This window comes from Neobacillus bataviensis, assembly GCF_019969725.1.
The window spans coordinates 38,809-60,613 of record NZ_JAHXYW010000010.1 but is presented as its reverse complement, the minus strand read 5'-3'; the positions used below and the strand labels follow the sequence as shown (position 1 = coordinate 60,613).

At 38.3% G+C, this 21,805-nt stretch carries 30 protein-coding genes and 1 pseudogene; 12 read left to right on the top strand and 19 right to left on the bottom strand.

The window, feature by feature from the left end; genetic code table 11:
- Nucleotides 1–135 precede the first annotated feature (135 nt).
- Genes LC455_RS21940 through LC455_RS21930 form a run of 3 tightly spaced genes read left to right on the top strand, consistent with a single transcriptional unit; the run spans nucleotide 136 to nucleotide 2,515 of the window.
- A complete protein-coding gene (locus LC455_RS21940; protein ID WP_223593968.1) occupies nucleotides 136–1,149 on the top strand; it encodes a multicopper oxidase domain-containing protein in 1,014 nt (337 codons plus the stop codon).
- A gap of 15 nt (nucleotides 1,150–1,164) precedes the next feature.
- Nucleotides 1,165–2,331 (top strand): ZIP family metal transporter, encoded by a 1,167-nt coding sequence (locus LC455_RS21935; RefSeq protein WP_223593966.1) that lies wholly within the window; start codon nucleotides 1,165–1,167, stop codon nucleotides 2,329–2,331.
- A gap of 16 nt (nucleotides 2,332–2,347) precedes the next feature.
- Nucleotides 2,348–2,515 carry a twin-arginine translocase TatA/TatE family subunit gene (locus tag LC455_RS21930; RefSeq protein ID WP_223593965.1) on the top strand — a complete coding sequence of 56 codons (168 nt, stop codon included), beginning with the start codon at nucleotides 2,348–2,350 and terminating at the stop codon, nucleotides 2,513–2,515.
- A gap of 53 nt (nucleotides 2,516–2,568) precedes the next feature.
- On the opposite strand, the gene LC455_RS21925 is transcribed toward LC455_RS21930, so the two are convergent.
- The 4 genes from LC455_RS21925 to LC455_RS21910 form a co-directional block, all read right to left on the bottom strand.
- Nucleotides 2,569–2,796: a hypothetical protein gene (locus LC455_RS21925; RefSeq protein ID WP_223593963.1), complete on the bottom strand. Its 228-nt coding sequence runs from the start codon at nucleotides 2,794–2,796 to the stop codon at nucleotides 2,569–2,571.
- 17 nt (nucleotides 2,797–2,813) lie between these two features.
- Nucleotides 2,814–2,993 carry a hypothetical protein gene (locus LC455_RS21920; RefSeq protein ID WP_223593961.1) on the bottom strand — a complete coding sequence of 60 codons (180 nt, stop codon included), beginning with the start codon at nucleotides 2,991–2,993 and terminating at the stop codon, nucleotides 2,814–2,816.
- Nucleotides 2,994–3,078: 85 nt separating this feature from the next.
- Nucleotides 3,079–3,522 carry an ArsI/CadI family heavy metal resistance metalloenzyme gene (locus LC455_RS21915; protein ID WP_223593959.1) on the bottom strand — a complete coding sequence of 148 codons (444 nt, stop codon included), beginning with the start codon at nucleotides 3,520–3,522 and terminating at the stop codon, nucleotides 3,079–3,081.
- Between the two features lie 24 nt (nucleotides 3,523–3,546).
- Nucleotides 3,547–3,687, bottom strand: a complete 141-nt coding sequence (locus LC455_RS21910; RefSeq protein WP_223593957.1) for a hypothetical protein — start codon at nucleotides 3,685–3,687, stop codon at nucleotides 3,547–3,549.
- A gap of 221 nt (nucleotides 3,688–3,908) precedes the next feature.
- Between LC455_RS21910 and LC455_RS21905 the strand changes: the two genes are divergently transcribed.
- The 4 genes from LC455_RS21905 to LC455_RS21890 all read left to right on the top strand — a co-directional run bounded on the left by LC455_RS21905 (nucleotide 3,909) and on the right by LC455_RS21890 (nucleotide 5,608).
- Nucleotides 3,909–4,229 carry an ArsR/SmtB family transcription factor gene (locus tag LC455_RS21905; protein WP_223593955.1) on the top strand — a complete coding sequence of 107 codons (321 nt, stop codon included), beginning with the start codon at nucleotides 3,909–3,911 and terminating at the stop codon, nucleotides 4,227–4,229.
- A gap of 78 nt (nucleotides 4,230–4,307) precedes the next feature.
- Nucleotides 4,308–4,475: a hypothetical protein gene (locus LC455_RS21900; protein WP_223593954.1), complete on the top strand. Its 168-nt coding sequence runs from the start codon at nucleotides 4,308–4,310 to the stop codon at nucleotides 4,473–4,475.
- Nucleotides 4,476–4,545: 70 nt separating this feature from the next.
- Nucleotides 4,546–4,728: a hypothetical protein gene (locus LC455_RS21895; RefSeq protein WP_223593953.1), complete on the top strand. Its 183-nt coding sequence runs from the start codon at nucleotides 4,546–4,548 to the stop codon at nucleotides 4,726–4,728.
- 13 nt (nucleotides 4,729–4,741) lie between these two features.
- Nucleotides 4,742–5,608: a permease gene (locus LC455_RS21890; RefSeq protein ID WP_223593952.1), complete on the top strand. Its 867-nt coding sequence runs from the start codon at nucleotides 4,742–4,744 to the stop codon at nucleotides 5,606–5,608.
- 383 nt (nucleotides 5,609–5,991) lie between these two features.
- On the opposite strand, the gene arsC is transcribed toward LC455_RS21890, so the two are convergent.
- From arsC to LC455_RS21870, 4 genes are all read right to left on the bottom strand, one after another.
- A complete protein-coding gene (gene arsC / locus LC455_RS21885; RefSeq protein WP_223593951.1) occupies nucleotides 5,992–6,411 on the bottom strand; it encodes an arsenate reductase (thioredoxin) in 420 nt (139 codons plus the stop codon).
- A 12-nt stretch (nucleotides 6,412–6,423) separates the two neighbouring features.
- Entirely contained in the window at nucleotides 6,424–7,065 is a 642-nt protein-coding gene (locus LC455_RS21880) for an MIP/aquaporin family protein (RefSeq protein ID WP_223593946.1), read from the bottom strand.
- Nucleotides 7,066–7,085: 20 nt separating this feature from the next.
- A complete protein-coding gene (locus LC455_RS21875) occupies nucleotides 7,086–7,433 on the bottom strand; it encodes an ArsR/SmtB family transcription factor (RefSeq protein WP_223593944.1) in 348 nt (115 codons plus the stop codon).
- Nucleotides 7,434–7,659: 226 nt separating this feature from the next.
- A complete protein-coding gene (locus tag LC455_RS21870) occupies nucleotides 7,660–8,538 on the bottom strand; it encodes a DMT family transporter (protein WP_223593942.1) in 879 nt (292 codons plus the stop codon).
- Nucleotides 8,539–8,653: 115 nt separating this feature from the next.
- Between LC455_RS21870 and LC455_RS21865 the strand changes: the two genes are divergently transcribed.
- Nucleotides 8,654–9,523: a LysR family transcriptional regulator gene (locus LC455_RS21865; protein ID WP_223593940.1), complete on the top strand. Its 870-nt coding sequence runs from the start codon at nucleotides 8,654–8,656 to the stop codon at nucleotides 9,521–9,523.
- A 41-nt stretch (nucleotides 9,524–9,564) separates the two neighbouring features.
- On the opposite strand, the gene LC455_RS21860 is transcribed toward LC455_RS21865, so the two are convergent.
- The 6 genes and pseudogenes from LC455_RS21860 to LC455_RS21835 all read right to left on the bottom strand — a co-directional run bounded on the left by LC455_RS21860 (nucleotide 9,565) and on the right by LC455_RS21835 (nucleotide 14,048).
- Nucleotides 9,565–9,954, bottom strand: coding sequence for an MmcQ/YjbR family DNA-binding protein (locus LC455_RS21860; protein ID WP_223593938.1), 390 nt, complete (start codon nucleotides 9,952–9,954; stop codon nucleotides 9,565–9,567).
- 74 nt (nucleotides 9,955–10,028) lie between these two features.
- Nucleotides 10,029–11,480, bottom strand: coding sequence for a 4-hydroxyphenylacetate 3-monooxygenase, oxygenase component (gene hpaB / locus LC455_RS21855; RefSeq protein ID WP_223593936.1), 1,452 nt, complete (start codon nucleotides 11,478–11,480; stop codon nucleotides 10,029–10,031).
- Between the two features lie 154 nt (nucleotides 11,481–11,634).
- A complete protein-coding gene (locus LC455_RS21850; protein ID WP_223593934.1) occupies nucleotides 11,635–12,513 on the bottom strand; it encodes a processed acidic surface protein in 879 nt (292 codons plus the stop codon).
- 185 nt (nucleotides 12,514–12,698) lie between these two features.
- Nucleotides 12,699–12,776 (bottom strand): annotated as a pseudogene (locus LC455_RS21845) (YjcZ family sporulation protein); the annotation flags it as partial.
- Nucleotides 12,777–13,275: 499 nt separating this feature from the next.
- Entirely contained in the window at nucleotides 13,276–13,665 is a 390-nt protein-coding gene (locus LC455_RS21840) for a YybH family protein (protein WP_223593930.1), read from the bottom strand.
- A 119-nt stretch (nucleotides 13,666–13,784) separates the two neighbouring features.
- The gene (locus LC455_RS21835; protein ID WP_223593927.1) at nucleotides 13,785–14,048 is read right to left on the bottom strand and encodes a hypothetical protein; all 264 of its coding nucleotides are present in this window, start codon (nucleotides 14,046–14,048) and stop codon (nucleotides 13,785–13,787) included.
- A gap of 182 nt (nucleotides 14,049–14,230) precedes the next feature.
- Here LC455_RS21835 and LC455_RS21830 point away from each other — a divergent pair, with 182 nt between their 5' ends.
- Nucleotides 14,231–14,800, top strand: a complete 570-nt coding sequence (locus LC455_RS21830) for a YitT family protein (protein ID WP_223593925.1) — start codon at nucleotides 14,231–14,233, stop codon at nucleotides 14,798–14,800.
- Nucleotides 14,801–14,825: 25 nt separating this feature from the next.
- Here LC455_RS21830 and LC455_RS21825 read toward each other — a convergent pair whose 3' ends face one another.
- Together LC455_RS21825 and LC455_RS21820 are read right to left on the bottom strand one after the other, a co-directional pair.
- The gene (locus LC455_RS21825) at nucleotides 14,826–15,332 is read right to left on the bottom strand and encodes a hypothetical protein (RefSeq protein ID WP_223593924.1); all 507 of its coding nucleotides are present in this window, start codon (nucleotides 15,330–15,332) and stop codon (nucleotides 14,826–14,828) included.
- Nucleotides 15,333–15,806, bottom strand: coding sequence for a hypothetical protein (locus LC455_RS21820; RefSeq protein WP_223593922.1), 474 nt, complete (start codon nucleotides 15,804–15,806; stop codon nucleotides 15,333–15,335). It abuts the gene before it with no gap.
- Nucleotides 15,807–15,961: 155 nt separating this feature from the next.
- On the opposite strand from LC455_RS21820, the gene LC455_RS21815 reads away from it, so the two are divergent.
- On the top strand, nucleotides 15,962–16,270 hold the full coding sequence (locus tag LC455_RS21815; protein WP_223593920.1) for a hypothetical protein: 309 nt from the start codon (nucleotides 15,962–15,964) through the stop codon (nucleotides 16,268–16,270).
- Nucleotides 16,271–16,303: 33 nt separating this feature from the next.
- A complete protein-coding gene (locus LC455_RS21810) occupies nucleotides 16,304–16,726 on the top strand; it encodes a hypothetical protein (protein WP_223593919.1) in 423 nt (140 codons plus the stop codon).
- A gap of 30 nt (nucleotides 16,727–16,756) precedes the next feature.
- On the opposite strand, the gene LC455_RS21805 is transcribed toward LC455_RS21810, so the two are convergent.
- Nucleotides 16,757–17,998, bottom strand: a complete 1,242-nt coding sequence (locus tag LC455_RS21805; RefSeq protein WP_223593916.1) for an SH3 domain-containing protein — start codon at nucleotides 17,996–17,998, stop codon at nucleotides 16,757–16,759.
- 148 nt (nucleotides 17,999–18,146) lie between these two features.
- A complete protein-coding gene (locus LC455_RS21800; protein WP_223593914.1) occupies nucleotides 18,147–19,166 on the bottom strand; it encodes a serine hydrolase domain-containing protein in 1,020 nt (339 codons plus the stop codon).
- Between the two features lie 259 nt (nucleotides 19,167–19,425).
- Between LC455_RS21800 and LC455_RS21795 the strand changes: the two genes are divergently transcribed.
- Nucleotides 19,426–19,914, top strand: coding sequence for a hypothetical protein (locus LC455_RS21795; RefSeq protein WP_223593912.1), 489 nt, complete (start codon nucleotides 19,426–19,428; stop codon nucleotides 19,912–19,914).
- A gap of 255 nt (nucleotides 19,915–20,169) precedes the next feature.
- On the opposite strand, the gene ftsZ is transcribed toward LC455_RS21795, so the two are convergent.
- The gene (gene ftsZ / locus LC455_RS21790) at nucleotides 20,170–21,381 is read right to left on the bottom strand and encodes a cell division protein FtsZ (RefSeq protein ID WP_223593911.1); all 1,212 of its coding nucleotides are present in this window, start codon (nucleotides 21,379–21,381) and stop codon (nucleotides 20,170–20,172) included.
- Nucleotides 21,382–21,805 lie beyond the last annotated feature (424 nt).

Genomic DNA, 21,805 nt, shown 5'->3' with positions numbered 1-21,805 from the left:
CTTCGTTTAAATGGTCAAATAATTATTTGAATGTTTTTTAAAATCCGTATTGACAAAAAGATTGTCTTTGTCTTAAAGTATTGGCAAATACAAATAATTTTGCACTAAGGAAACTTTTTAGGGGGAGGTAAAAGCATGTCAGACCAAAAAATTTCTCGACGAGATATGTTAAAAATCGGTACTACTGGGGCATTAGGAATAGCAGGAAGTATTTATTTAAATAAAGTATCCCCATTTACTGGAGTCGCCCATGCTGAAAATCATTCATCTAGTCATAATAATCATTCTACAAATCATTCCAACATGTATGATTCTTCCAAAACAGAAGGATATAAGATGGCTGAACGTCTCTTAACTGAATTTGATTATGGAAAAGTAACTAAACTATTAGACGGTCGAACTTTGCGTGAATATGAAATTGTAGCGATTGATAAGGAAATAGAAATCGCTAAGGGAATTAAGTTTCCAGGCTGGACCTATAATGGGACGATTCCAGGACCAACCTTTCGATGTACCGAAGGCGACCTCTTACGATTTCATTTTATAAACAGCGGGAGTCATCCACACTCTATACATTTTCATGGTATCCACCCACCAGAAATGGATGGATTAGATCCTATCGCTCCAGGTCAATCCTTTACGTATGAATTTGAAGCAAAGCCATATGGATTGCAGCTTTATCATTGCCATGTTCTCCCTTTACGAAGACATATTCATAAAGGGTTATACGGTAATTTTATTATTGATCCAAAAACGCCACGAGAACCAGCCTTGGAATTAAATATGGTCATGAATGCATTTGATTTAGATTTAGATGGCGCAAATGAATTTTATACGGTGAATGGGTATGCATTTGCCTTTATGAGTCATCCAATAAAAATCAAAAAGAACGAGCTTGTCCGCATCTATTTAAGTAATTTTACCGAATTTGATTTACTAAACTCCTTCCATTTACATGCAAACTATTTTACCTATCTTCCTACTGGCAGAAATGACAACCCTTCACAGTTTACTGATACGATTATGCAATGCCAAGGTGAACGTGGAATTATAGAAGTGCGATTTCCATACACAGGAAAATATATGTTTCACGCTCATGTTAGTGAATTTGCCGAACTTGGCTGGATGGGATTCTTCGAGGTTGAATAGGAAGGAGTGTAAATCATGAAATCAAAATGGTTGATTACTGGTCTCATACCACTGGTTCTTTTAGTGCTTGTTTTGGGATGGGTATTTAAAAACGGGGCTGGTGTAGAACGTGATCCTGCTGCACCTATTGAAGTGCTTAATGTTGAACAAATTAAAATTGTACCATCAGGATTTGAGCTGGATGTCAGCAATACTGGACCAGAATCATTGACAATCTCCCAAGTGATTGTGGATGATTCGGTTTGGAATTATTCGATGACGCCAAGTCCCACACTTAAACGGTTTCAAGATGGTAAGGTATCCATTAATTATCCATGGGTTGAAGGTGACCCCCATACAATTTTATTAATATCTGAAAATGGAATCATCACAGAAGCGGGTATCGAAGCTGCTACCTTAACACCTGAATTCTCATGGGATAATGTGTTGAATTACGGATTTATCGGTTTCTATGTAGGAATTGTTCCCATTACATTAGGGTTACTTTGGTATCCGTTTATGAAACGATTGAAGAAAAGCTGGATAAGTGCCATTCTTGCTCTCACAGTAGGTCTCTTATTATTCTTATTTTTTGGCACCCTATTTGATGGCTTTGAAATAGGAGCTGAAGCCCCTTCAGTTTTTCAGGGTAACATGGTAGTTATCATTAGTACCGTACTTTCTTTCCTTGTACTGATTGGGTTTAATCAATACCAACACCAAAGGCAAAAAAGAACTGGTTATTCACCACTAGGAGTCTCTTTATTGATGGCCACAGGGATTGGTCTCCATAATTTTGGTGAAGGATTGGCCATTGGGTCATCATTTGCACTAGGTGAAGTTGCATTGGGAACTTTTTTGGTAATCGGTTTTACTCTCCATAATATTACAGAGGGGATTGGGATTGCTGCCCCACTATTGAAAATTAAGCCAAAGATTAGCCAATTTATTCTTTTAGGCACTATCGCAGGTGCTCCCGCAATAGCGGGAACATGGTTCGGAGGTTTTATTTTTTCACCAATTTGGGGTGCAATATTTTTAGGAATCGGTGCAGGTGCCATTTTACAGGTTATTTTCGTAATCTCCAAAATGTTGATGGACGATCACAAAAAGAATAATGAACCTTACGTGCCATGGATGAATTTAGCTGGATTTACAGTAGGAATCTTAATCATGTATTTTACGGCTTTTTTCGTAAAATAAACAGGGGGAATTTAATATGGGAAATATAGGAATCAGTGGTGCTATATTAATTTTTGTGATTGTCTTAATTGTTTTTGGACCGAAAAAACTTCCAGAGCTCGGTCGTGCGGTGGGATCTACACTTAAAGAATTTAAAAAGTCAACAAAAGGAATAATGGATGAAGATTACGATAAAGAAAAATAAATATTTTTTGAGGTGGTTCGTTGATGTACACAGCGAACCACCTTTATATATAATTAAGCTTCTTCGAGTTTACTTACCAAATTTCCAGAACTAGTGCTTGTGTCGTTTTCTTTTAAAACACTCATACCATGGGGGTATTCATCATTAATAATAACGTTAGAGTTACTCTGTGTAGAAATATCATTAGTTGCTTGTGGGTCATTTTTCAAAAAAATCACCTTTATTCTTTCTTCATGTTTTTTAAAAGCCTTATAAATGTTACTTTTAACAGGTAAAAACATTTATTACCTATTCATTATTAGATAACAGTTACAGATCCAGGGGTTCTTATCTCAAGTGGGTCTTGTGATTTTACAGGTTGATTCACTTCAATAATCGGTTCATTTGATTCATTACCCGAAAGATCATTAATTGGACTCATTTCAGTTGGTACACCCATGTCTTTCATTGCTGAAGGGGAATTTTTTTGTTTAGCCATAATAATCACCTCCATTATTATTATTTCTATTTTGAAATCAATTAAAATGAACCCTCCCATCTAAATTGTGGTAATTAGAACTTATTTAACAACAGGAGGAATTTTTAATTTCTACATTTGATGATGGTGTTGTTGCACAGCATGTCTTTTCAGAAACCATGGTCTCTACATCACCTTTTGTATAAAAAAACTCCCATTCATTCCCATCAGGATCTGTTACCCAAAATTTATCTTGAGTCGCATAGCAGCAATTAACATCCATCTCTTCACGAGCAAAGAACCCCAATTTCTCTAAACGGTCTTTATGCTGTAGAACTTCTTCATGATTTTCCACTTGAAAGCCAAAATGTCCGACTTGGTTACCTGAAACTTCATCCTTTAAATTTAAAGTAAAATTGAGACTTGGATCATCAAGTAAAAACTTCACATAATCTGGTCTTACTTTTACTGGCTCTGAATGAAATACTCTAGAATAAAATTCAATCGACTTATTTAAATTGGTGACATTAATCCCTACATGCATTTTCATCGTAAATCCCTCCAAAATATTTTTTTAGCAACAAGAAGATTGCGTTTCATTAGTTGTTCCACAGCAAGATTCCTCTTGAGCATCTTCAACCTCTTTAATTTCAACACCACAGCATCCGGAAGACTTTGAAGCTTCTTTACCTATTAACTTTTTAATAAAATTCATTTTTCCCAGCCCCTAATAGTTAGTGTTTACATAAATCAAATAAATTTGATTTAAATTAGATAAATCAACTTTTTTTGATTTTATACTTTAAGTATATTAGCAATTTTTTCTAATTACAACTCCTAAATCAAAAAAAATTGATTAAATTAATTGACACAAGAAAATATTGGTTATAATATAAATGTATCAAGATTATTTGATTTATTAAGCAGGTGAAAAACGTGAACGAAGAAATCCAATTACAAGACATCTCCTTAGAAAAAGTATTTGAAAAATACGAGTCAAAATTCAAAGCAATTGCTGATAAAAAGAGACTGCAAATCATGAATATTTTAACTCAAAAGGGTTCAATGTGTGTTTGTGATCTAGCTCCGATGATGGATATGGCTCAATCCAAGCTATCTTATCATTTAAAGATTTTATTAGATGCCAACATTATCACAAAAGAAACACGTGGAACCTGGAGTTACTACGAGTTGAATCAAGAAGAGCTTAATCATTTGTTATCCCATGAACTTTGTTGTTTATTCAAACCGTCCTAAAGCTAATTTTTTTAACAAATTTATCAATTTTTTTTGATTAATATATCAATATAATTTGATTAATAGGAGGAAATTATAATGTTTAATGAGTATTCAGTATTTCAGATGATGAAATTTCGCCAGGAAGAAATAGAAAGGAATGCTAAAGAAGCTTGGAAGTTTTACGATCTGGCTGAGCAAAACCAACTTAAAGAATTAAGTCAGCAGACCACTCCGTCCTTAAAACCATGCTGCCAGTGTTCATGAGCTTAGGATATATTTTTAAATTATAAATCAATTTTTTTTGATTAATATTTGATTAATGGGAGGAATTATAATGTATAACTTCAATATTTCCGATTTAGTTAATGAAAAAATAAAAGAAATTGAGAAACAATCAAATGAAGCTTGGAAATTTGCCGATTTTAAACACGAATCTTTCGTGAAAAGAATCACCAATCATCTGCCTTTCTTTAAACATTCAAAGCAAAATAACTGCGTTTGCGCATGTGAATGCTAGGAGGGCTTAAAAAATGTGGTTAGATACTTTCAAAAGTTTTTTATCGATTGCACTTGAGTTAACGGTCCTGTTTATAGTCATATCCTTTTTCATTAGTTTATTGCAGGGATATATTCCTTACGAGAAAATTGAAAAAAAGCTGGCAGGGAAAAATAAACTGATTGCTGCATTTGCAGCGATTGTGTTTGCGTTCATAACACCGTTTTGTTCCTGTTCGACCATACCTGTTGTAGTAAATATGCTTAAGAAAAAAATGCCATTTGGAATAGTCATGATTTTTCTTTTTGCCTCCCCTGTCCTTGACCCTATGATTCTGACCATTATGGGAGTAGCCCTTGGATGGAAAGTAACAGCTATTTATACCATTTTAACTGCAGTCTTTTCCATCGTCATCGGCTTTATTCTTGAAAAATTAGGCTTCGAAAAGTTAGTAAAAAATGTCGTTATGACTGGTTATGAAGAAAAACATCAAAAATTTAATGTTAGGCTGGCCTTAAAGGAAACACTTGCTTTAATGAAAAGCGTTTATCCTTATCTAATAATCGGTGCTGCCATTGGGGCTGTCATTCACGGTTTAGTTCCAACAGAATGGATTTCAAGCGTCTTTGGCCGTGATCACTGGTGGTTGATTCCTATTGCCGCAATTATTGGAATCCCATTGTACATTCGCCTTTCCAGCATGATACCGATTTCACAAATTCTCATAGCTAAAGGAATGGCTTTAGGACCTGTTATGGCGTTGATAATTAGTTCCGCAGGAGCAAGTTTACCTGAAGTAATACTATTAAAATCCATCTTTAAAAAACAGCTGGTTGTTACTTTCGTTCTTTCAGTATTCGTCATGTCCACTATTTCAGGATTTATTTTTTACCTTGTATAAAAACCATGGCCACAGAAAATGAAATCTTCTGTGGCCATGGTTTTTTTAGTATGCTTTTGCTAACAGCATCTCCCTGTATCACCAATCATAGAAATCCCTTTTCCATCCCCGCTGCGATCAAGAATAAGGTCTTCCACATTTGGTTCAATGATGGGGTCAATAGCAACCTTTATCTCATTAATAGTAACAATGATATCATCTGCTTCTGGCTCATCCAGAGCCAGTCCAATTCGTGGCTGTCCTCAGCCATAGCCATCAAAAAAGATACGAATGTTATTAACATTTTCTTCTTTGAACATTTGTACAAACATATCACGAGCTTCATCTGTGATTTTCATGTCCTAGTCCTCCTGTCTTTATAATTTCTTCTCATTTTACTCTATTTACTCTCCAGTTACAGCAAAACGCTTAATGCGATCTCCGATTTCGTCACGGACCCGCTGAAAGAATGTCCATTTTTCTGCTTCTGTTCCTTCTGCTTTTGCAGGATCGTCAAATCCCCAGTGAACTCGTTTAACATGAGGAGGTGTGACAGGGCAATGGTCTGCTGCATGACCGCATAAGGTAACCACTAAATCTGCGTTATTTAAAATTTCAGGATCGATAACATCAGATGTTTGATTTGAAATATCAATACCAGTTTCTTTCATTGCTTTTACGGCATTGGGGTTTAAACCGTGTGCCTCAAGACCAGCACTTTTTACTTCCCACTCATCACCTAAATAGTTTTTAGCCCAACCTTCTGCCATTTGGCTTCTACAAGAATTTCCTGTACATAAGAAGTAGATTGTTTTTTTAGTCATGATGTATCTCCTTTATTTTTCGTGAAGTATTTTATAAATCAATGCCGCACAGCCTGCTCCTAAAATAGTTGCGACAATATACACCCATAAATGCTGAGTTGTTCCTGATACAAGTGCTGGCCCAATGGATCTTGCCGGATTCATTGAGGCGCCGCAGATTGGACCTGCGAACATGGCTTCTAAGCCGACAGTTGCACCTATAGCAATTGCGGCAAAGGATTTTACAGCTTTCCCATGCACAGCAGAACCGAAAATAACCATCATTAAGAAAAATGTAAGGATAAATTCCAACACAAAAGATTGTGACCATGAACCCCTTGGCAAGGTGGCACCGAGTGTTGCAACATTCCCAAATAAGCACAACAAAGTTGCACTAGCTGCAATCCCTGCCATGATTTGAATAATAATATAATAAAGTGCTTCCTTCTTATTTATATCCCCATGTATTAAAAAACTGATGGTAACCGCCGGATTAAAGTGAGCGCCAGAGATGTGGCCAAAAGTGAAAATCAATGCCGTTACCACCAACCCAAATGTAAGGGCTACGCCTACATGAGTTAAACTTTTAGTAACCGAATCGATTACGACTGCACCCGTTCCAGCAAAAACAAGAAAATAGGTTCCTAAAAATTCACTGATTAGCTTTTTTCTCATTTAAGTCTTATCCCCTTGATTTAACAACCACAACGAAACGTAGGATTGCTTTTCTCAATCTGTTTGATTTTCTCTGTCTGAACTGGTACATGCTCTAAAATATTTTCAATAAGTCCATATAAATCGCTTTGTGAATTCAAGGAATAGTAAATCCACTGACCTCTTCGCTCCTCTTTTACCAACCCTAAATCCTTCAGTTTTCGAAGATGCTGACTGATTGACGGCTGACTCATATCAAACACTTCAAGAAATTCACACACACAGCATTCCCTTTGTTTTAATATAGCCACCATGGTTAGGCGAGTTCTATCGCCTAATAGTTTTAAAACGTTAGCAGCCTTATCCACATCAACTTTTGATTTCAACATATTAAACACCTCCAAATATATAAGCAAATAATAATTTACTTATATAAAACATACCTTTATTATTTTCTTTTTATCCGAGACCATTCACTGGAGTTCTAGTCGTATATTACTATATAACTATATGCTTATATAATAAATCTACTTTCAATTGTTTTCAATCACTTTAATGTTAAGTTATCGTAAATAAAAAGATTGAGAACCGTAGTTATCAATCTTTTCTTTGGAATTATAATTTTATTTCCTTAAGTAAAAGTTGTTTTTTAGATGTAGAGTTTGCTATAAAAACACCAGCTAAAATGAGCAACGCACCAACATACCCTTTCATCCCCATATTTTCATGCAGGAAGAGGAAGGCAAATACGGCTGAAAAAATGGGTTCGAGGGAAAAGAGAAAACCAGTGCTTTCAGGTGTCGTGTACTGCTGGGCAATGGTCTGCATGACAAAGCCATAGGCTGAGGAGATGAGCGCCAGGCCAAGCAGAGCAAACCAATGAATCGCTTCATGCGGTAAAACAGGTGTTTCAAATATAAAAGTCCCGATAGTGGCATAAAGGCAAGTAAATCCAAGCTGATAAATCCCCAGCTTTAATGCATCAACCCCTCGTGCAAAGAGGTTTGTGACGACGATGTGCACCGCATAAAGGAGGGCGGCAGCCAAGCAATATATCGAACCATCAGCAAAAGTAAAATCATCCCGAATAGTAAGGAATGCTAAGCCAATTGAAACAACCAGAACTCCCGATATAATTTTATTACTTGGCCTCTTTCGGGTAATAAAGGCTTGTAAAATCGGCACTAAGATCACGGTTGTGCTCGTCAAAAAACCTGCAGATGAAGCGGTTGTATTTTTCATACCATACAAAAGTGCCATGAAAATACCGAATAGCAGAGCGCCGACAATTGCACTGTATTTCAATGTTTTAGCATCAATACGAATCATTTTTTTGAAAAAGATCGCCATCATTACGATAAAGGCAATTCCAAATCGTAAGGCAATAATGGTTAATGGAGATACCGTATCCACACAGAGTTTCATAAAAATATAAGAGGTTCCCCACCCCATCGAAACCGTAGCTAAAATCAGGTTTGCCTGTTTTTGCGTCATCATTTTCGCCCCAAACTTTCAAGATTGGCTCTATCGTATCACCCGCATTTACATTAGTAAAACGAATATTTATAATAGAACTATTACGAATCCTTATGCAAAGGGGCCTGCGGGGATGAATTCATATTACGCTTTTATCAAAGCGATCGAAACAGGCAGTTTTACCAAAGCAGCGGAAGAGCTGGGCTACACGCAATCCGCCATTAGCCAAATGGTCCATTCCTTAGAGGAAGAACTATCTACTACTCTTATTCTTCGCTCTCGGACAGGTATTACCCTGACACCAGATGGCGAGGAATTTTTGCCTTTTATTAAAAATATTTGTAATTCCCATAGGGAACTGCAGGAAAAGCTTAAAGAGATGGAAGGGCTGCATAGCGGACTTATTCGCATTGGCACCTTTTCTAGTGTTTCCTGTCATTGGCTGCCCGGTTTGATGAAAGATTTTAAGAAACAATACCCGGCGGTACAGTTCGAGTTACATCAAGGGGATTATACGGATATCTTCCATTGGATTAAAGATGGGAGCGTGGATTTTGGCTTTGTGAATCCAAAAGCGGTATCAAATCTGACGACCATTCCCTTGCAAGAAGATGAAATGCTCGCCGTATTGCCAACCCAACACCCTTTAGCCGCTCATCCCAAAGTCTCCTTGAAGGAATTAACCAAGGACCCTTATATCCTTTTAGATGAGGGCGAATTTAGTGAACCATTAACGATCTTTAACCAACATAACTTTCAACCCAATATTCAATACCGTGTATATGATGATTATTCGATTATGTCGATGATCGAACAGGGGCTTGGCATTTCCATTTTGCCAAAGCTTGTCTTAAGCAGATGTCCCTATCAGATTGTCACAAAACCCATCTCGCCAGCTGTTGTTCGGACTATCAGTCTAGCATACAAGGACAAGAGAGTTTTGCCGATTGCCAGCAGGTATTTTATCGATTTTATCATCGAGAGGTATAGCAATCCCATATGAAAAGCGTTCCTCTTATAGCAGGAACGCTTTTCATATAGGATTCAATGGATCTCCGCATTGGGGATTAATTTGACCAAACGCTTCGGCGCTGCCCGGCAATACCCTTCATAAATGTATCCCTTAAGCTCTGCCCAGTTTTGATTTTGAGTGATGTAACAAGAGGTCCAGCCATGCTGGCCGATATAAGGTGTCTTAAAATACCCTGGCTGCTGAATCAGAAACTCTTGCGTTGTAGGCAAAGTCTTGATTGCTGCCGAAACACCATCCTTGTTCTCCCCCATCATGACAAATGGTTTATCCTTCACTCGGAATGAAGTATGGCCAAAGCCATCGATTTCCTCTGTGACCTCAGGCAGTTCCATACAAATTCCCCTAATCTTATCCAGTACCGCTAAACCTTCATTGGATGAAATCTGTTTATGGTGTTCCATCAATTAGCCCCCTCTTTTTGTCTAAATAAAATCATAACCCAAAGAAGGCTGAAATTTCCATATGGAAAACCTGTTCAACATTCATTTTCCAAATTCAAAAAGTCACTAATTCCCTTAACATGTTCCCCTTTAGGATAGTTAAGATACAGTAGACTCGCCAACCGCACCGGATCGCCAAAGAAATACCGTTCATAATGGGTTTGTCTAGTGCCGAACGAGCTCATCGTCAAATCCCATGCTAAGCGGAAGATTTTCACCCGGTCGTCCGCGGGCTTGCTTGCCCCTTGCAGATATTTATCAAGATCTGACCGAATTTCAGATTGAAAGTCTTTTTCGGTTGGCAGTGATACCATTCCGCTTGCCCCGATTAACTGAATGATTTCACTGAAGCGGGGATAAATCCGCGGGAAGACGCTATTGGCCACTTGAAGAGGGATCATACTCGGTCTCATAAATCCCCATTCATCCAGAGCCGCATCATTTTCGGATTTCTCTACAAGTGCTTTCATCGTTTCAAGACCGGTAATAATTTCAGACAGCTTTTCCTGAATATGCTGATACTCACTGACATTAATCGTCTCGACCAACAGTTCAGCGACGCCGAGCATAAATTCTGTTTTAGCAATCTGCCTTGTCACTGCTTGATGCGTAGCAAATGGCTGAAACGAGCATCTCAGCATAAATTCAGCCGCCGCTTCGACATTATCGTAAAAAAAGACGCGCTCCCATGGCACCAGGACATGATCAAAAACAAGGATTGTATCCATCTCTTCGTATCTTGAGCTAAGCGGATGATTAAAAATCGATTCCCCGCCGACAAACGTTTCGCGGCAGATAAATTTTAATCCTTTTGTATCTGTGGGAATCGAAAAGGCAAATGCTTCATCTGTATCAAAGTACATTTTTGGTGCATTATATACCAGGATTTCATCAGTTAATCCTCCTTGAGTTGCCAGGAGGCGGGCCCCATGAATCACGATTCCCTTTTCATTTTTATCAATGATCTTAGCCGAAATCGGTTCCTTTGAACTCCCATAATAGAGCTGGGAACGATTCACCTGCGGGGTAATAAAGGTATGAGTAAACGAGAGGTCGTTCTCTCTGGCTCGTTCATATAACGCCTGGATATTTTCAGGAAAACAATTCTCTCTATTTTTTAGAATATCCGCGGAGGAGGCAAAGCTCATGACCACCGAGTTCATGTAGTCTGGGCTTCTCCCCATCATTCCATGCGTGTGCCTTGCCCAGATTTCCATCATCCTTCGCCTGCGCCTTAAATCCTCTTTCGTTTTTGGCTGCAAAAAAGAAAGACCAATTGACTCCTTGGTTTCTGGTGATGTATAGGTCATGATCTTTTTTAGATCAGCGTTTTGCTGCAAATCATAAAGGGATGCTTTTGTTTGTAGGATCCCTTTGAAAGCCGGATGTTCCGAGATGTTACCGGCAATTCTTTTTCCGTCATACCAAATTTCCGGCTTCATCCGATTTATACGCTCTATATATTCCTTTCCGTTTATAGCACCCATAATTCCACTCCCATATTTGTACGAGTTAGCTAGTTTCATTTTATTGACAAACAGGGAAGCCTGTTCCTTATTTTTCAAGATGGATAAGCCTTGTTTTCAATTGGGCAAGGAAAAGCCCTTCTTTTATGAGAAGGGCTTTTATGGATCGGTTTTTTTATTTCATGCCGTTTTGTGCATCTTCATACTTCTCTTCATGCATATGATCCACATAATCATCTGAAATCTCACCTAGATGAAGCATGTCTTCTCCATTATCAATGGCCGTCAGTGATTCAAAATACTCTTTAGGGATGTTAAAGTCGATTAGAAGTTCCCCTGAAGTTTTAAAGACACTGACAGATAAATTGCCTGGAGGCTCTTGCATTTTCAATAAATCCTTTAACGTTACAGCTTGTCCGTTCACTTTTATCTTCACTTGAACCTCATACAGTGCAATGGTTTCCTCTAATATTTGAACCAAATCATTCATGTCTTCATCGCTTAATTGGGATGGATCCTCAAGATTCGCGAATTTTTCCCATAATGTATCGTTCGTTGCGATTTGGTCAAGCTGGTCTTTATTTTTTTCTTCGACTTCATTCAAATAGTTGAAAAATCTCTCTGATTCTTCCTCTGTTATGCCAAATTCCGCTAATGCTTTTTCGGTTTCTGCCATATATTCATCATAGTTTACGTAAAATTCAAGGGATGCATCCAAATCCTCAATAAATTTATATTCATTCAAATTATCACCAAAATGATCCATTAGGTCATTAAATTCTTTTTCGGACAGACCATATTTGGTGTATAAATTCTGTAAATTTGTTGAGTTTATTGGGGTACCGAGGATATCTTTCAGGTCCGCAACTGTACTGAAATCATCTAACGGAATTTCGTAATAATCAAGATAATCCAGTAATTCCTGTTTAGACCATCCAATCTCAGCTAAATATTGGTTTAACTCATTTTCTGGAGGAGCTGCCTGTACGGAAGGAGCATTAAACAGGAATGGAATCGTAAGCATGCACATTAACATTGCTTTTATATGGACCATTGATACCCTCCTTATGATTTGATGCATTACTAATTTCCCCTGTATAAACCTTTTTAGGATTGAAAATAATTTCCTAACATTGAGAACAGACCTTATTATTTATGATAAAAAATTATTGTTAACAAATACTAAAAAGGCCACGATTCTAATTTGAATCGTGACCTTTTCCCACCCTGGTTAGCCCATTACAAGAATGAAGCACCAACGATGATTAACAGAATGAACAATACTACGATCAACACAAAGCTGCTGCCGCCATAGCCGTAGCCACCGTAGCCATAACCGCCGAATCCGTACCAACCCATACTTTTCACCACCTAATTGAAAAATATTTTTCTTTCATTTTTATATGTATTGCGAAAGACAAGTATTGATTGGACAAAATCACTATGATTTCGACAAAATAAATAATTTGACTACATAAGCTCGGCATTTTGGGATTCTACTTGGCAGTTAAGTACTGTTCACGTTTGACTGGGAGTCTATGGGACAAAGCCGCATTGAAGTAAGCTCGAAATGTCCCATAGACTGACTCTATGGGACAAAACCTCCTTGATTCCTTCTCGAAATGTCCCATAGATTGGTTCTATGAGACAAAACCTCTTTGATTTCTTCACGATTTGTCCCATAGACTGCTTCTATGGGACAAAACTTCAATGATTACTTCAAGAAATGTCCCATAGACTGCATCTATGAGACAAAACCTCTTTGAACTCATCTCGAAATGTCCCATAGACCGTTTCTATGGGACAAAACTATCCCTTATTCCTTGATTAAGTCAGTTCCATATGAGTTATCGATTGCACAAAGCCATTCACCTTGTGAATTTTTCTTAAATACGTAGGTAGCTCTTCGCTCCATCGATAAATCCGATTCTGTTTTATCAGCATCAAGGAGCGTTTGCGAAAGAACAAGCGCAGTATCTCCGGCTTCTAAAATAATCATTTCCCCCTGTGTCGGCACAAGACTGTTATTGAAATATTGGGCAATGGCAATAAAAGCCGTTTTGATTTCCTCTTTACCACGTGCAATCCTTCCAGGCTTTACAACCAAAATGGCATCATCCGTATAGTAATTCATCAGCGTATCAAAGTCCTCTTGCTTAATGGCCATATCACACTTCTTAATTAGTTCTTTTAACTCGTGTTCCATCCAAAATCCCTCCCCATTATCTCCATCCTAATAATTTCATATTTTTCAACCAAATGCCAATTTAAACAAAAAAACGGCCTGGTGAGAGATTGTTTCACCAGGCATGGATAAGGCCATTTTTATTTATGCATATGATGCCATTTTTGAAATTGTTCATGACCGGGTCCGTGGCTATGGTGATGGTCTGAATGGGAAACGGCTCCACCGCCAAAGCCAATCACCAATCCAACGGCGAACACACATATAGAATAAATTACTCGGTGTTTCCGTTTATGACGCAAATGGCTAAATTCTTCTTTTAATTCGCTTTTAATTTCATCCTTCAATGCTTGGATATCAACTTGAGGCTGTTCCTGAGGCTCTTCATGTGGTTCATTGGGCATTTTACCACACCTCCTTTTCTCTAATATATGGAGGCAAGAACGGTTCCTTTATGAACAAATTGTTAAATTTTTTGAAATTTTAATGGCACCTGAGGAGGGTTATGTTTGATTAGACCATCACCTGAATTTCCATTCTTTTTTCCAAAGAGCCGTCATATGATTAATCAAAAAGACTGGACAAGGTGATTGTTATTATTCAGACATTATTAGCGACGATTATCGGCAGCCTGCTGGTTGGAATTGGGGTGAATGGGTTTCTTGTCCCCCATCATTTAATAGACGGCGGAATCCTTGGAATTGCTTTAATCCTTCACTATTTCTACGAGTTTCAAACAGGAATTACAATGGTTGCATTAAGCCTCCCTATATGTATTTTTTCGGCTATGCACCAAAGAGGTTATTTTTTCACCAATATCCAAGGATTACTTGCTTCTTCGTTTTTCATTGATTTGCTCGCTCCCTTAAGAAATCAATTTCTCATCTCCCAGTTCGCAAGTGCATTAATCGGAGGAGCCATCATTGGAACGGGCGTGGGTCTCATGCTGCGCTATAACACTAGCACGGGAGGCACCGACCTGCTCGCCAAAATCATTTCGAGGGTTACCCCAATAAATTTGGCCCTCGCTATTATCATCCTGGACGGACTCATTATTTTGGCAGGGTTTGCTGTTCTCGAAGTGGACAACTTCCTTTATTCCTGTATGGCGATATGCACCGTTGGGTTAGTGACAGCCTTAATTGAGGGGAATTGATTTTTGCATGTGAGATTGACCGACACTAATGGGAGTCAGCTGTCTCAATTGGCTGCCTTCTCATTACCCAATGAAAAAAGAGCAACACCAAGCATTGAATCGCTAAATATACACTAAAAGAATAAGAGAGCTGCCATCCTTTATAAGTAAACACACCAAACTCTTGATTAATCCATTCAAACAACGTTCCTCCAGCCGTGCTAAGAACGAGATAAAGCAAGATCCAATACCCTCTAATGTTCCATTTGTCATAAAAGTAAAGAAACAAATAAGAAAAAGGGGCATATAAAAAATAGGTAATCAAATCAAATAAATCGTAATTAGGTGTATCCATGATATTATATAAATCAAGCTTAGGCGAGGCGAGTAAATGATCGGAAAGCCTCGCAATCGTTGTGCCGGTTAACAAAAAAAGGACCGATAAACTTCGAGGAAATCTTCTCGGCAAAAGGAAAACAACAAGATAGGACAGACCAACACAAAGAAGCAGAAACCATTCGTTTTCATCAAATTTCTCTGGCAACGGAAGCATCTATTCGCGAATCCTTTCTTTTCTCAATAGATTTCTGTACCATGCTAATGCCAAGTGGACCATTAACACAATCAATATTTGGAGGATGAAAGATAGCCAGAAAGGCCAACCCTTATAGGTTATGACATCCCATTCTACCATCCAGCGTTCAGCCCCAGATTGAATGCCTACAAATAAACCTGTCCATATCCATTTAGAGAATCGAGACTTAAAAATGGGCAGTAAATTAAAATAACTCAGCCAGATAAACGGATAGATAATGGCTTCATACACCCGGAAAATAATAAAGGGTTCCGTTTCATTCGCAATAGTCCAAACATCTAAATTAATATATAAGATGGCGCAATAGCTGGTAACGAGGAACTCCAAGATCATGAGAATAAAAATGTTTTCAAATAAATAAAGTCTCTTCTTCATGATAAAATAAGAAACCAACAGCATAATGGCAGCATCTATGATTAGGGTAAGTTTCATTTTTAACCTTTCACCGTTTCATCAACCTTCTTTATTGAAAACTTCTTTAATAGTATTCTTAAAGAAACAGAAAACTATGCAGCGAAAAAAGGAAAATAGAAGGATTTCACTTTCCTCTATCATTTCTTACAATACATAAGAGGGGGTAAAAGAACATGTTAAAAAGAGTAGTCATCCTTGCGATACTATCATCCATATTAATTGTTTTAGTATTGGTTAAATCTCATTCAGTTGCGCCTGTCGACAAAACAAGTACTAATTCCGCGGAGTACACAACGCTAGAATACAAGATTAGCGAAATTAAAGGAAATCAATATTACGGAAAAAGTGACGACGGGACAGGAATCCAATTTTCTGCAGATAAAATCGTCTCCAGTGACAAGATAAACGTTGATGATGAGGTCATTTGCTATTTTGAAAAAGATAACTTAGGTAAAGGAATAGTGAAAGTCGAGAAAAAATAATAATACCGGGCTGAAAGGGCAGGGATAGAATAGATGCTGTACATATGGGATATCGAGAAGATCATTGAAAACACATTGAGTGAGCACAATTTAAAGATTAATTATGAATTTAACAATAATCTTCCTGCTCCGATGAGTTACAATGTATCGACAAATACGATAAAGTTTAACTACATACAAGTAAACGGCTACTTGGCTAAAATTAATTTTAAAATAAAAGAAACCGATGAAAACTTAATTAAAATTATTCTTTATCATGAAATCGGATATTATTTAGATTTTAAGAAAAACAAACATGATTTGAGGATTCTAAAGTACGGTGAAGATGAAGAAATCGAACAGCTAAAAACAAAAATAGAAACGAATGCTTGGGAATATGGTAGAACCATGGTGCCTGAACAACTCGTGAAAGCCTATGATCAAGTACGGGAATTAGATAAACTGATGATAAAATAAAAAGCCTCACATGGAGGCCCGTACTAGAATTTATTGTAAATCGACCAGGGTCATGGTTTGACCCCTTTTTCCCTCAAGAGTCAGTGTTGCATGTCCCCCTTGACGGTTAAATAATTCATTGATCATATTGCCTGAGGCTTTTGCGCAATTCGTTTTCCCATCAGCCGTGATAAAACGAAACGTTCCATGCGGGTCTACCCCGCTAATATAAGCTTTTACTTGAATGCGATAGGTGTCAGCTTCAGCAGCAACCGGAACTTTAATTTTTTGTCCAACCCTCAGCTTGGATGGATCCACCGCTGGATTCAGCTCTTGAATGGATGAAACAGGAACACCTAAAGCTTTCGCGATTTTCGTGAAAGTATCACCGCTCTTGATCACATATTCAGACGCGTTGGCTGTTACCTGTTCCTTTTTCGTTAAATAGGCTGCACTAACAAACCCCGTTTGGCCATGAAAACTAACTTGAGCCCAGCCATTCACCATCGATTTCACCATTACAGAATCATTTAATTTTAACGAGCCTACAACCGCACTAGTCGTGGAAGCCGCCGCTCTCACTCTTAACGAATCTGCCGTTACATACATGGTCTGTGATTCAGCTGTGTCAGCCGTTTGGCTCGGGACGGATGAAAGATAATCAGCCTTCACAAAACAAACTCGTCCTTTTATCAGAATGCCTGCCCATCCGTTTTCTACGAATGAAACCTTCACAATTTCCCCTTTTTTATATGTACCAAGAATACTGCTATCCGTGCTCGGGTTTGACCGCACATTAAGGGCTGTCGCGTTAACCATTCTGTTTTCCACTTTGGGTAAAAGAATTTTTTTACCGTCAATCACAGTCAGCCCATTGGCCTCTAGTATTTCTTGTGCTGTCACCCCATGTTCCGCAGCGATCGCTTCAATACTGTCACCGTTTTTAACCTGATACGTATATTCCTGAATGAAGGCGGCATTGGCACTCGTTCCTAAAAAACCAAGTACAATAGTAAAAATACCCGTCACGACCAGTTTTTTTAGAGAACTCTTTTGAATCCATTGGTGAACCTGTGAAACATAGGTATCCCAATGATCACGAATATCACTTAAAATTCCTTTAATATCTAATACATGACGAATATGAAAAAAATGCTCGTTATAATATTCGCGTTTTTCCATCCTTGAAGTGAAAACAGGTACACTTTGGGAACGCTTGCTTTTCCCATGCGTTATCTTCCTGCTTAACGTTAATTCCCCACCAGTAAACATTTCTTTAGTTGTAATAGTCAATTCTCTTTCTCCCCCACAAAAATACTGCGTTCTTTTTATAAAATGAAGTAAATCCCCCATATATATGTATAATTCGACGAGATCCTTCATTTTCTGTCCATATTTGCTATAAATAGTCGAATATGGGTATAGGGGAATATAATTCCTATTAAAATTCTTCCTTCACAATGCGATAAATGTCAGCCGAAAGCTTCTTGATATCCCTCTGTTTATCCCGAACATTTAGAAGGACGACGATGGAGGTTTTATCCTTGTAATACACATGGAGCGACTCCCAGCCCCCGACAACGCCTCTGCTGTAAATGCGGTCGTCTTTATGGTAAACACCGAGACCATAACTCGATTTTGGCCCTGGTGTGACCATTTTCTTTACACTTTGCTTGGTTAGGAGCTTCCCTGTCATTAAGGCTTCATCAAACAGATAGAGATCCTTTGCCGTTGCATAAATATCACCGCAGCCAAAAAGCAAAGATGGATTCAGTTTACTTGATTGTAAAAACTGCCCTGCCACTTTGAAATAACCCTTTGAAGAAAATGTCCCAGAGTTAATAAAACCCGCATTTACCATGGAGGCCTTATGAAAAATATTTTTTTCAATATAATCATGCAGAGTGCCGCCTGTTACCTGTTCGACAATATAACCTAGGACAATATAGTTGATATCGTTATACTCCCATTTTGTCCCAGCCGGAAATTTAACCACGGCCTTCTTAATAATGTCCTTAGGGTTTTTGATCCCTGTGTGCCAAATGGGCCCCTTGATTCCAGAGGTATGATTTAACAAATGTGCGATCTTCACATTTTTCGGAAGGGTCGGGACATATTTGGATACCGAGTCATGTATCCTCAACAATCCTTTTTCTTGAAGCTGAAGTATACAAACAGCAACCATGGTTTTCGTAATCGAACCAATAGGATAAGTAGTGGTCGGACGATTTAACGTCCGTTTCGAAATATCTGAATACCCTGTCCCCTCAGAAAACAACGTGCTACCGTTTTTTGCAACGGCAATACTGCCACTAACATGGTTGGAAACCAAATACTCTCTGATTTTTTGATGTATTTGGATTTCCTCGGAATGGGAGGCAGCAGCCGGTCTTATAGACTCCTCCGAGCAAGCACTGCTGAAAATTCCGAACGAAAAAATGGCTATTAAAAGTATTTTCATTAAAAATCCTCATTTTTAGGTATTTACTCGACATTTTATTATTTTTAATAAGATAATATTTTATCCAAATGCTTCCCATATATTTACAAGTATCACTTTAGTTTGGAAATGGATTGTCTCGTCCAATTGGCGGATAGCCCTGACCACTCGGCGAATTCGTGAAACAAGAAAAATTTGGAGGTGAAAAGCACCTAACTTGTCCACACCATTTTAGATCTATGTACATATCTTATTGGGTATGAAAAAAGTAGGTGAAAACTTGGGGCACAAAAAAGAAGCGATTACTACTGGACCATTTAAAGTCCCGGCGAAAATATCAGGAGATCCTGCGGGTTCTTTTCCAAACATTACCCAGATCCAATTTAAAAATCCAACAACAAAGGATTTTACCATTGATATGATAATTGATTTCGCTACAAGTTCGAGTGGTCCGGAACAACAACTTCCTCCAACAAGAAATTTCCTTGTTCCTCATAATAGTACTAGAGTTATATTTTTATTCGGCTATGCACCAAACTATATTCTGCGCGTTACAGTAAAAGGGGATGTTGATGAGGATGCTGAAAAAGTGGAGGTTACAGTTGTAGGTTTCCGTTCATCCGATAACATGCACGAACCAACTATGTTTTTTAGACATTCCGATTTTGTTGAAGTAGAGAACTTGCATATTCATGCTGATCCTCCAAGCTTAACCAGTCCACCATTATCCATGTCTGAATCAATGCCTTCACTCGACGACACCATTTAATCGATTTAACGAAAAAGACAACTGCCCATGCAGTTGCCTTTTTTGATTATCTTAATTTCCGCCGCCTGAGTTTGAAGCTGCGCTTGCATTCCATTTCTTTTGAACTATTAAAAATTTCCGTCCTTTCGGATGAAAAAAAATTATCTTTAAAATAAAGTGCTTTATCTTTCACCTGTCTTCCCCCCCAGTTCTTTTCCTAAAATACGATTATCTTAGAAAAAAGTTCCATAGCGAGGTGGAAAATAGATAGGATTTTTATCTAGATCGTCTTTTTCTCTGTCGCAAAAACGTAGGAACATCCAGCGATTCTTCTTGTGTATCTAAATGTCGGCCATAATCCTGATCAGGTTCGATATGGTTTACCCGATTATGTTGCGTACGTGGTTCCCTTCCATAACCCTGATCACGTTCGGCATGGTTTAGCCGATTATGTAGCGTACGTGGTTCCCTTTCATAAGGATTAGGCCTTTCAATGATAGGCGGCTGGGAAGATGGTTGTACTACTGCCTCTACTTCCTCATTGAATCCAGTGGCAATAATCGTGACAATGATTTCATCCTTTAAATTCTCGTTAATGACCGAACCAAAAATCATATTTAATTCCTCATGAGAAGCAGCAGCAACGATTTCAGCTGCCTCCTGGACTTCAAAAAGACTAAGATTTCGACCGCCAGTGATGTTCATGATTACGCCCTGGGCTCCATTAATAGAGGTTTCAAGGATCGGGCTGTTTAAGGCCTTCTGGGCAGCCTCAGCGGCGCGATTGCTTCCAGTAGCAATCCCAATTCCCATTAAGGCAGTCCCTTTATGGGACATGACCGTTTTCACATCAGCAAAATCAAGGTTGATTAAACCAGGCACAGCAATTAAATCGGAAATCCCTTGAACACCTTGGCGGAGGACGGCATCCGCTTCGCGGAAAGCCTCAATCATGGGGGTATTTCGATCGACAATCTCTAATAAACGATCGTTTGGAATTATAATTAAGGTATCTACTGCTTCCCTCATGGCGTCAATTCCACTTTCCGCGTTCATTGCCCGTTTCTTGCCTTCAAATTTGAACGGACGCGTGACCACTCCAATGGTAAGGGCACCAAGCTTTCGGGCAATTTTCGCAATGGCCGGTGCTGCACCTGTCCCAGTACCGCCGCCCATTCCAGCTGTTACGAAAACCATGTCAGCTCCTGCTAACACTTCTTCTATCTGCTTTTTGCTTTCTTCTATCGCCAATTTTCCTATTTCCGGATTAGCGCCTGCTCCTAAACCCCTAGTTAACGATGAACCAATTTGCATCTTAATTTCTGCTTGAGATTGATTGATCGCTTGGGCATCCGTATTCACTGCAATAAATTCTACACCTTCCACTCCGTCCTCAATCATCCGGTTCACGGCATTGTTCCCCCCGCCGCCAACACCTACAACTTTAATCGTGGCCAATTGGTCCATATTTGCAGCAAATTCCAACATGATCCTTCCCCCTCGTTTCCACTGATTTGTTTTACTAAGAATCAAGGCTATCCGTTTTTTACTTAGTAGTCTATGAAACATTAATTTGCCTGTCCAGTTAAGTTTTACCTAGTTTTTATAAAACAGGAAAATAAGCACAAGGTAATTGGAAAAAAGGTCCTACTTTCCCCTATTACCAAGTAACATCCTTCAAATTTGAGTGAGTATTCTACAAAATTTAAGCCTTATTCTACAATTGCGGTTATTCGAAGGTTGGATTCTACAAAATTGGATAATGTTGTTTCTTTTATTAAAGTGAGATGAAAGTTTTTTTACAATTCGGTGAATTTTTGTTAATTCGACAATTTCCTCATAATTTCTTGTTATAATGGCTTTGTTTTATAGGGAAGAGATTAAAATTTTAATGTAAAAAGAGGAGGAATCA